1 protein-coding gene is annotated in these 528 nt (G+C 33.0%); it reads right to left on the bottom strand.

The window, feature by feature from the left end; translation table 11 throughout:
• The coding region (locus NY022_RS09565) for an FAD-binding protein (protein ID WP_267525652.1) at positions 1-528 on the bottom strand (528 nt) is incomplete at both ends.

Here is a 528-nt window from a genome sequence, read left to right as displayed (position 1 = left end):
ACCTACAAATTCACCTGCTGCAAACAATCCTTGTATGATATTGTTTTGTTTATCATAAACTCTAGCTTCAGTATCAATTTTAACTCCACCCATAGTATGATGAACTTTTGGTAAAGCTCTCCAAGCATAAAAAGGAGGTTTTGAAATATCTACAACCTTTCCATCAAGCTTAAAAAATGGCTTACCCATTTCTAAATCTTTACCACTTTTTACATAACTATTATAATCATCTATGCTTTTTTTAAGCCCATCATAAGGGATAGAATAAAACTGAGCTAGTTCTTCAATGCTATCAAATTTTTTAATCACATTTTTGTGAAGCCCTCTATAAACATTTGCTTTGGTTGTACCTGTAGCACCAACGCTATCACAAATTACAACAGGATGGGTTAAGCTACCATCTGGATTTTTATTAATTTTCAAAATAGCATCTGCGCGGATTTTTCTATCTGCTAATTCATTGATAAATCTTTTTCCTGTTCTAGCATCAACCATAATCCCATAAGCAAAAGCTGGTATAGCAAACAC

The sequence above is a fragment of the Campylobacter sp. MG1 genome (assembly GCF_026616895.1).
GTDB lineage: Bacteria > Campylobacterota > Campylobacteria > Campylobacterales > Campylobacteraceae > Campylobacter_E.
This window is presented reverse-complemented; position numbering and strand designations above follow the sequence as displayed.